The sequence below is a fragment of the Streptomyces ochraceiscleroticus genome (assembly GCF_000720485.1).
Taxonomy (GTDB): Bacteria; Actinomycetota; Actinomycetes; order Streptomycetales; family Streptomycetaceae; genus Streptomyces; species Streptomyces ochraceiscleroticus.
Window position 1 is genome coordinate 1 of record NZ_JOAX01000057.1, and the last position, 9,142, is coordinate 9,142.

Annotated in this window: 7 protein-coding genes; 5 read left to right on the forward strand and 2 right to left on the reverse strand. The window is 70.3% G+C overall.

Going from position 1 to position 9,142, the window contains the following annotated elements; all coding sequences use genetic code 11:
• The 4 genes from IG84_RS0136965 to IG84_RS0136980 all read left to right on the forward strand — a co-directional run.
• Nucleotides 1-811 (forward strand): vitamin B12 dependent-methionine synthase activation domain-containing protein (locus IG84_RS0136965; RefSeq protein ID WP_031067742.1); only part of this gene is annotated, 811 nt, incomplete at its 5' end.
• Between the two features lie 181 nt (nt 812-992).
• Entirely contained in the window at nt 993-1,694 is a 702-nt protein-coding gene (locus IG84_RS0136970) for an HAD family hydrolase (RefSeq protein ID WP_031067744.1), read from the forward strand.
• Between the two features lie 385 nt (nt 1,695-2,079).
• Nucleotides 2,080-3,687, forward strand: coding sequence for an ABC transporter substrate-binding protein (locus IG84_RS0136975; RefSeq protein WP_031067746.1), 1,608 nt, complete (start codon nt 2,080-2,082; stop codon nt 3,685-3,687).
• A gap of 131 nt (nt 3,688-3,818) precedes the next feature.
• The gene (locus IG84_RS0136980; RefSeq protein WP_031067750.1) at nt 3,819-5,405 is read left to right on the forward strand and encodes an ABC transporter substrate-binding protein; all 1,587 of its coding nucleotides are present in this window, start codon (nt 3,819-3,821) and stop codon (nt 5,403-5,405) included.
• Nucleotides 5,406-5,524: 119 nt separating this feature from the next.
• Here IG84_RS0136980 and IG84_RS0136985 read toward each other — a convergent pair whose 3' ends face one another.
• Both IG84_RS0136985 and IG84_RS0136995 read right to left on the reverse strand, forming a co-directional pair.
• Nucleotides 5,525-6,196 (reverse strand): response regulator, encoded by a 672-nt coding sequence (locus IG84_RS0136985; RefSeq protein ID WP_030252059.1) that lies wholly within the window; start codon nt 6,194-6,196, stop codon nt 5,525-5,527.
• The gene (locus tag IG84_RS0136995) at nt 6,193-7,173 is read right to left on the reverse strand and encodes a RecB family exonuclease (RefSeq protein ID WP_078649924.1); all 981 of its coding nucleotides are present in this window, start codon (nt 7,171-7,173) and stop codon (nt 6,193-6,195) included. Before IG84_RS0136995 ends, IG84_RS0136985 begins: the two co-directional genes overlap by 4 nt.
• A gap of 136 nt (nt 7,174-7,309) precedes the next feature.
• On the opposite strand from IG84_RS0136995, the gene IG84_RS0137000 reads away from it, so the two are divergent.
• Nucleotides 7,310-8,779, forward strand: coding sequence for a site-2 protease family protein (locus tag IG84_RS0137000; protein WP_031067754.1), 1,470 nt, complete (start codon nt 7,310-7,312; stop codon nt 8,777-8,779).
• Nucleotides 8,780-9,142 lie beyond the last annotated feature (363 nt).

The window sequence follows — 9,142 nt, forward strand, 5'->3', positions numbered from 1 at the left end:
GGCCACCGACAACCCGGTCCCGGAGCCGCCCTTCTGGGGCACTCGCGTGGTGAAGGGCATTCAGCTCGCCGACTACGCCTCCTGGCTGGACGAGGGCGCGCTCTTCAAGGGCCAGTGGGGGCTGAAGCAGGCCCGTACCGGCGACGGCCCGACGTACGAGGAGCTGGTGGAGACCGAGGGCCGGCCGCGGCTGCGCGGCTGGCTGGACAAGCTGCAGACCGGGAACCTCCTCGAAGCGGCCGTGGTCCACGGGTACTTCCCCTGCCACTCCAAGGGCGACGACCTCATCCTGCTGAACGAGGACGGCACCGAGCGCACCCGCTTCACCTTCCCCCGGCAGCGCCGCGGCCGCCGGCTGTGCCTGGCGGACTTCTTCCGCCCGGAGGAGTCCGGCGAGACCGACGTGGTCGGCCTGCAGGTCGTCACCGTCGGCTCGAAGATCGGCGAGGAGACGGCCAAGCTGTTCGCCGCCGACTCCTACCGCGACTACCTGGAGCTGCACGGCCTCTCCGTCCAGCTCGCCGAGGCCCTCGCCGAGTACTGGCACGCCCGCGTCCGCGCCGAGCTGGGCTTCCAGGGCGAGGACCCCGCCGAGATGGAGGACATGTTCGCGCTGAAGTACCGCGGCGCGCGCTTCTCCCTCGGGTACGGGGCCTGCCCGGACCTGGAGGACCGCGCGAAGATCGCGGACCTGCTGCAGCCGGAGCGGATCGGCGTCCAGCTCTCCGAGGAGTTCCAGCTCCACCCCGAGCAGTCCACGGACGCCATCGTCATCCACCACCCGGAGGCGAAGTACTTCAACGCGCGGTAGCGCGTTTCTCGCGGCGGCGAGTGCGGCCGGAGCCCGAAGCCGGGCTTCCGGTCGAGGACGAGAGCGCACGGACCGGCACAGTCGTACACTTATCGGTCCGGTAGCGGCCGGTCGTCTTTCCCCCGGGGAAGGCGGCCGGCCCTTTTGTCCCTCCGGGGACCCCTGCAATGGAGGTGTACGGATGACCAGCAGCATCCCCGCCGTCGGCACCCGAACGGCCGAAGGCTCCACCCTCCAGGCCGTCTTTCTCGATCTGGACGGCACCCTCGTCGACACCGAAGGCTTCTGGTGGGAGGTGGAGGCCGAGGTCTTCGCCGACCTGGGATACGTACTGGACGAAGCGCACCGCCAGGTCGTGGTCGGCGGCCCGATGACCCGCAGCGCCTCGTACCTGATCCAGGCGACCGGCGCGACGATCGCGCTCGCGGAGCTGACGACTCTGCTCAACGCCCGCTTCACCGCCCGGATCGAGCGGGGGGTGCCGCTGATGCCGGGCGCCCGCCGGCTGCTGGCCGAGCTGGCGGCGCATCAGGTGCCGACCGCGCTGGTCTCCGCCTCGCACCGCGACATCATCGACCGCATGCTCGATTCGCTGGGTGCGGAGCACTTCCATCTCACCCTCGCCGGCGACGACCTGGCGCGCACCAAGCCGCACCCGGACCCGTATCTGACCGCCGCCGCCCGGCTCGGCGTGGACCCGCCGTTCTGCGCGGTCGTGGAGGACACCGTGACGGGCGTGACGGCGGCCGAGGCGGCGGGCTGCCGGGTGGTCGCGGTGCCGTCGGTGCTGCCGATCGAGCCGACCCCGACGCGGACCGTCGTACCGTCGCTGGAAGAGGTCGATCTGCCTTTTCTGCGGGCCCTCATCACGGAAAAACGATGACCGTGCACTGAGCGTTGTGGCGGGAAAGGCCGAACGGGGTCGGAAGGGACACTGAGGAGTGGTCCGCTCATTTTCCGTGACGAATAGCGGCGCTGAATTCTCATGTCACCGGTTGCATTGCAATCCGTGACGTTTGTCACGCGTCCGGCCATCGACAAGTGGGGTTGAGGGTGTTCCATGGGGGTGATGAGGCGGGTTGGGCGGGGGTAAGTGTCCGCATTGGTGAGTCGGCGTACGAATCGTTCCAGTGTCCGGATATCGGTCACCCAGCGAGTGTTATCTGGGCGTGATATGCGCTCAACTCTGCTGTGTCACGGACCCGCAGACCGTTCCTACTAATGTCGACGCGAGCAACACCTCTGCGCTGATAAGGAACCCGCCGACGATGAATCGCACGACCTTGGTGCTGCCGGTCCTGGCCGGTCTGCTCGCCCCCGCACTGGCCGCCTGCGGAAGCAGCGACAGTGCGGGCGGGGACGGAAAGGCGATCGTCGTGGGGACCACCGACACCATCGAGGCGTCCAAGGCGGCCCCGGCCCCCTTCGATCCCGTGCAGACCTATGACGTCGGCGCCTGGAACGTGCTGCGCGGCACCTTCCAGACCCTGATGCGGCTGCCCCGCACCGGTAACGCACCGGTCCCCGAGGCGGCCCGCTCCTGCGGCTTCCGCGACACCCAGAACGAGCAGTACCGCTGCACCCTGCGGGACGGCCTGAAGTTCAGCAACGGCGACTCCCTCACCGCCACCGACGTGAAGTTCTCCGTCGAGCGGATGCTGCGGATCAACTACGCCAACGGCCCGGTGTCGCTGATGGACAACGTCGACACCGTCGAGACGGCCGGCAAGAACGAGGTGGTCTTCCACCTCAAGAAGCCCGACGCCACCTTCCCGCAGAAGCTCGCCACCCCCGCCGCGGCGATCGTCGACCACAAGGTCTACCCTCGCAACGCCCTTTACAAGGGCTTCGACCTGGTCGGCTCCGGCCCGTACCAGCTCGAGGCCGAGCACAGCGGCAACCGCGTCACCAAGGCCGTCTTCACCCGCAACCCCGGCTACAAGGGGAGCATCGAGCCGCAGAACGACACGGTCGAGATGCGCTTCTTCGGCGACGCAGACGCCATGGAGAAGGCGCTGCGCAAGGGCGACATCGACCTGATGAACCGCAGCCTGTCGCCGCATCAGATCCAGGGCCTGGAGGACGCCACGGACTCCCACGTCGCGCTCCAGGAGATGCCCGGCCAGGAGATCCGCTACCTCGCCTTCAACACCGACGCGCCCGCCGTCCGCAACAAGGCGGTGCGCCAGGCCATCGCGCAGCTGGTCGACCGCCCGGCGCTGGTCCGCGATGTGTACGCGCACACCGGCGACCCGCTGTACTCCCTGGTACCGACCGGCCTCACCGGCCACATCAACTCCTTCTTCAGCAAGTACGGCAGCCCCGACCCGGCCGCCGCGAAGCAGATCCTGGAGAGCGCGGGCATCCACACCCCCGTCAAGGTGACGCTCGCCTACACGAAGAACCACTACGGCTCGATCACCAAGGACGAGTTCCAGGAGATCGAGAAGCAGCTTGAGAAGGACGGCGTCTTCGACGTCACGCTCAAGGGCGTCGACAACTGGCAGACCTTCCGCGAGGACTCCGCCAAGGGCGAGTACCCGGTCTGGGGCATGGGCTGGTACGCCGACATCCCGGACGCCGACAACTACCTCGCGCCGTTCATAGGGAAGGGCAACTTCCTCGGCTCCCCGTACCGGAACCACCGGATCGAGGACCAGCTGATTCCGGCCACGCGTCAGCAGACCGACCGCAACGCGGCCGCCGGCAGCTTCAAGCAGGCGCAGAATATTGTGGCCGACGACGTTCCCGTCCTGCCCCTGTGGCAGGGCAAGCAGTACGTCGCCGCGCGCGATGACATCACCGGTGTGGAGTGGGCGCTCAACTCCTCCTCCGCGCTGCAGATCTGGGAACTGGGCCGCGGCGTCGCCGACTGACGCCGGAGCAACGGCCGGCCGGCGCCCGCACCACGGGCACCGGCCGGCCGGCCCGCAGAGCGGGTTCCCCGCTCATCGGCCGACGGCCTCGTCGGCAGGCAACCGCGACACCAACTGTGAGGAACGCGCACGTGAGGAAACGTGACCAGCTGCTCGCCGCCCCGCTGTGTGCGGGGCTGGCCGCAGCCCTGCTGGCAGGCTGCGGCTCGGGCGACGACGAGGGTGCCGGGGTCGGTGAACCCGTGGTCATGGGCATGACGGACAAGATCCAGTCGATCGACCCGGCGGCCGGCTACGACCCCGGCTCCTGGCTGCTGTTCAACAACGTCTTCCAGTCCCTGATCAGCTTCCCCAAGGGCGGCACCACCCCCCACCCGGAAGCCGCCAAGAGCTGCACCTTCACCGACACCAGCAGCAAGGTCTACCGCTGCAAGCTGAAGGACGGCCTGAAGTTCAGCAACGGGGACGCCCTCACGTCCAAGGACGTGAAGTACTCCTTCGACCGCACTCTGCGGATCAACGACAAGAACGGCCCCGCCGTCATGCTCGCCGGGCTCGACAAGATCGACACGCCCGACGACAAGACCGTCGTCTTCCACCTCAAGTCGCCCGACGCGACCTTCCCCATGAAGATCGCCTCCGGCGCCGGCTCCATCGTCGACCGCAAGGAATACCCGGCCGACAAGCTCCGCACCGACGGCGAGGCCGTCGGCTCCGGCGTCTACAAGCTCGACAGCTACGGCGACAAGCAGGCCGTCTTCTCCGTCAACGACTCCTACAAGGGCCCCGCCAAGGTCAAGAACTCCGGCATGACCATGAAGTTCTTCGACTCCCAGACGGACCTGAAGCACGCCGTCCAGGACGGGAAGATCGACCTGGCCTACCGCGGCCTCGCCAACAAGGACATCGCCGACCTGGACCACGCCGTCGACAGCGGCCGCACCCAGGTCGTCGAGGGCGACAGCGCCGAGGTCATGCACCTGGTCTTCAACATGAAGGACCCGGTCGTCGGCAAGCTCGGCGTCCGCAAGGCCATGGCGTACACCATCGACCGCGCCTCCCTGGTCCGCGACGTCTACCAGCGCACCGTCGAGCCGCTCTTCTCCATCGTCCCGGCCGGCATCACCGGCCACACCACGGCCTTCTTCGACACCTACGGCTCCCGCCCGCAGCCCGACAAGGCCGAGGCGGCGCTGCGCTCCGCCGGCGTCCAGGGCAAGGCCAAGGTCACGCTCTGGTCCACCCCGACCCGCTACGGCCCCGACACCGACGCGGCGCTCCAGGAACTCGCCCAGCAGCTCAATGCCAGCGGCCTCTTCGACGCCAAGGTCAAGAGCGTGCCGTTCGAGGACTACGAGAAGGGCGTCGCCGCCGGCAAGTACGGCGTGTACGTCAAGGGCTGGATCCCGGACTACCCGGACCCCGACAACTTCACCCAGCCCTTCTTCGGCAAGGGCAACGTCCTGAACAACGACTTCGACTCGTCGCGCATCACCGGCAGCCTGCTGCCCAGGACCGCCGCCGAGCCCGACCGCGGCGCCACCAAGAAGGACTACCGCGAGGTGCAGCAGATCGTCGCCGACGAACTGCCGCTGCTCCCGCTGTGGCAGGGCAAGCAGTACGCCGTCGCCCGGGACACCGTCTCCGGCCTGGAGTGGACGCTGGACTCCTCGACGGTCTTCCGCTTCTGGGAGATCAGCAAGAGCGCGGAGGAGTAACCGGCCTCCGGCCTCAAGGGCACGTCAACGGCACGGGTAAGGCCCGGCGCGAGCGATCGCGCCGGGCCTTACCCGTTCGTCCGGGCCGTGTTTTCCCGTGTTTTCCCGCGTGTGCGGCGTTACTGCGCGCCCGGGCGCACCAGCCCGCTCTCGTACGCGTACACCGCCGCCTGCACCCGGTCCCGCAGGCCCAGCTTCGTCAGCACATGGCCCACGTGCGTCTTCACCGTCGTCTCGCTCACGAACAGGTCCGCCGCGATCTCCGCGTTCGACAGGCCCCGCGCGACCAGCTTCAGCACCTCCACCTCGCGCTCGGTGAGCGTGCCGAGCGCGTCCGGCACCGGCTCCTCGCCCGACGGCAGATGCGTCGCGTACTTGTCCAGCAGCCGGCGCGTGATGCTCGGCGCGAGCATCGCCTCGCCCGCCGCCACCACCCGGATCGCCTGCACCAGCTCGTTCGCCGGGGCGTCCTTGAGCAGGAAGCCGCTGGCGCCGGCCCGCAGCGCCTCCACGACGTACTCGTCCAGATCGAACGTCGTCAGCACCAGGACCTTCGCCGGGCCGTCCTTCGCCGGCCCCGTGATCCGGCGGGTCGCCTCCACCCCGTCCATCCGCGGCATACGGATGTCCATCAGCACCACGTCGGGCTGCAGCGCCCGCACCTGATCCAGCGCCTGCATACCGTCACCGGCCTCGCCGACGACCGCGAGGTCCTGCTCGGCCTCCAGGATCATCCGGAAGCCAGTACGCAGCAGCGGCTGGTCGTCGACCAGCAGGACGCGGATAGTCACGAACTCTCCTTCGATTGGCCTGCGGCCCCATTCTGCCCTGCCGCGTCCGGCCCGGACGGCGGTCCGGGGATCACCGGCAGCGCCCGCTCCGCGGCCTCCGCGCCCGGCAGCACCGGCTCCGCGGCCTCCGCGCCCGGCGCCAGCGGATACGGCGGGGGAGTGCCGCCGAACTCCGGACACACCGCCTGGTGGTCGCACCAGCCGCACAGCTTCGAACGCCGCGGCCGCCAGTCGCCCGAATCCGTCGCCTTCTGGATCGCGTCCCACAGCGCCAGCAGCTTGCGCTCCACGCCCCGCAGATCCGCCTCGGACGGGTCGTACGTCAGCACGTCACCGCTGCCCAGATACACGAGCTGCAGCCGGCGCGGCACCAGCCCGCGCAGCCGCCACAGCACCAGCGCGTAGAACTTCATCTGGAACAGCGCGCCCTCGCTGTACTCCGGGCGGGGCGCCTTGCCCGTCTTGTAGTCGACCAGCCGCACCTCGCCCGTCGGCGCCACGTCCACCCGGTCGATGAAGCCGCGCAGCCGCAGCCCCGACTCCAGCACTGTCTCCACGTACAGCTCGCGGTCGGCCGGCTCCAGGCGCGTCGGGTCCTCCAGCGAGAACCACCGCTCCACCAGCTTCTCGGCGTCCGACAGCCAGCGCGCCAGCCGCTCGCCCTCCGGATCGTCCGCGAACAGCTCCGCCAGCTCCGGACGCTTCTCCAGCAGCTTCTTCCACTCGCCCGGCACCATGGACCGCGCGCTCGGCGCCGTCCGCTCCGCCGCCGGCGCGTCGAAGAGCCGCTCCAGGACCGCGTGCACCACCGTCCCCCGGGTCGCCGCCTCACTGGGCTTCTCCGGCAGCTTGTCGATCACCCGGAAGCGGTACAGCAGCGGGCACTGCAGGAAATCGCTCGCGCGGGAGGGCGACAGCGCCACCGGGCGCGCCGGCACAGGCGCGGCCCGTACGGCCTTCTCGGTGCTCGTGTCCATAGCCCTAGACCCTACGGCCCGCCACTGACAACCCTCCGCATACCATCGACGGCGGACCGCTTCGCCCTGCATGATCGTGGTATCGGACCGGACAGGCCGGTCAGGGGTGAAGGCCGTACACCGACGAGGGGACGCCGTGGACGAGAGCGGGAAGCCGCAGGGCCCGCAGGACGCCCAGGAGTCCGCCACCGCACCGGACACCGCCCAGGAGGCGGGGCCGGAGGCCGGCAAGGGCCTGCCCGTGCGGACGCCGGACGAGCCGAGCGGTACCCCGAGCTCCCCGGAAGCACCACGGGAGGGCGCCGACACGCCCGGTACGGCAGCGGAGAACGTACCGAATGCGGACAGCGAGTCCGGGCCTGCGGCCGGAAACGCGCCCGGAAACGCGCCCGGGGGAAAGCCCAGGCGCGGCGCCACGCCCGGCTCCGTCGACGGCGCCGCCAACGGACGCCGCGGCATCGGCGGCGGCATCCTCATGGGCAAGCCCTTCGGCGTGCCCGTGTACGTCGCCCCGAGCTGGTTCCTCGTCGCCGCCCTCATCACCTGGGTCTTCGGCGGCCAGCTCGAGCGCGTACTGCCCGAGCTCGGCGGCGCCCGGTACCTCGTCTCCCTCTTCTTCGCCGTCGCCTTCTACGCCTCCGTCCTGGTGCACGAGCTGGCGCACACCGTCGCCGCGCTCCGCTTCAAGCTCCCCGTGCGCCGCATCCAGCTCCAGTTCTTCGGCGGCGTCTCGGAGATCGAGAAGGAGTCCGAGACCCCCGGCCGCGAATTCGTCCTCGCCTTCGTCGGCCCGCTGCTCTCCCTCGTGCTGGCCGCCGTCTTCTACGGCGCGATGTACCTCGTCGAGCCCGGCACCGTCCCCGGCGTCCTGGTCGCCGGCCTGATGATCTCCAACCTCATCGTCGCGGTCTTCAACCTGCTGCCCGGGCTCCCGCTCGACGGCGGCCGGATGCTCCGCGCCGTCGTCTGGGCCATCAGCGGCAAGCCGATGACCGGCACCGTCGCCGCCGCCTGGGTCGGCCGCGCGCTCGCCGTCGCCGTCCTCATCGGGCTGCCGCTGCTCACCCACACCGGGGCGCTGGGCAACGAACGCCCCGACATCGGCGGCGTCGACTCCCTCACCGACGCCCTGCTCGCCGCGATCCTCGCCGCGATCATCTGGACCGGCGCCGGCAACAGCCTGCGCATGGCCCGGCTCCGCGAACACCTCCCGGACCTCCGCGCCCGTACGCTCACCCGGCGCGCCGTCCCCGTGGAGTCGCACACGCCGCTCTCCGAGGCGCTGCGCCGTGCCAACGACGCGGGCGCCCGCGCCCTGGTCGTCGTCGACGGGCACGGCACACCCACCGCCGTCGTCCGCGAGGCCGCCATCGTCGGCGTCCCCGAGCACCGCCGCCCCTGGGTCGCGGTCAGCGGCCTCGCCCAGGACCTCAAGGAGGGCATGCGGGTCCCGGCCGAGCTGGCCGGCGAGGACCTGCTGGACCACCTGCGCGCCACCCCGGCGACCGAGTACCTCGTGGTGGAGGACACCGGCGAGATCTACGGCGTACTCTCCACCGCCGACGTCGAAAAGGCATTCGTAGCGGCCATGGCCCGCCCGTCCTGAGCCGGGCACGAACCCCGGTTCCCGCCACCCCTTCCGGGCTTCCCGCCACCCCTTCCGGGCTTTCCGCTGCCCTCTCCTGGGTAACCCCCTGCTGGGGGGACGGGGGTGTTCGACCCGCCCCGTAGGCGCAGCGTGCTCCCCGCCCGCCGCCCCACTGCCAGCGGGCACGAGCCCCGATCCCCGCCACCCCCTCCGGGCTTTCCGCCGCCCCCTCCTGGGTAACCCCCCGCTGGGGGGCCGCGGCTGTTCGAGCGCCCCCGTAGCGCAGCGTCGGTCCAGACCGCCGGCGTCCCGCCCGCCCCCGGGCCCCGCCCCGTACCTGTCTCTTATACACATCTGACGCTGCCGACGAATAGAGAGGTG

Coding starts and splice junctions, on each gene's coding strand:
- IG84_RS0136970 (WP_031067744.1), top strand. CDS start 993: ATGACCAGCAGCATCCCCGCCGTCGGCACCCGAACGGCCGAAGGCTCC.
- IG84_RS0136975 (WP_031067746.1), top strand. CDS start 2,080: ATGAATCGCACGACCTTGGTGCTGCCGGTCCTGGCCGGTCTGCTCGCC.
- IG84_RS0136995 (WP_078649924.1), bottom strand. CDS start 7,173: ATGGACACGAGCACCGAGAAGGCCGTACGGGCCGCGCCTGTGCCGGCG.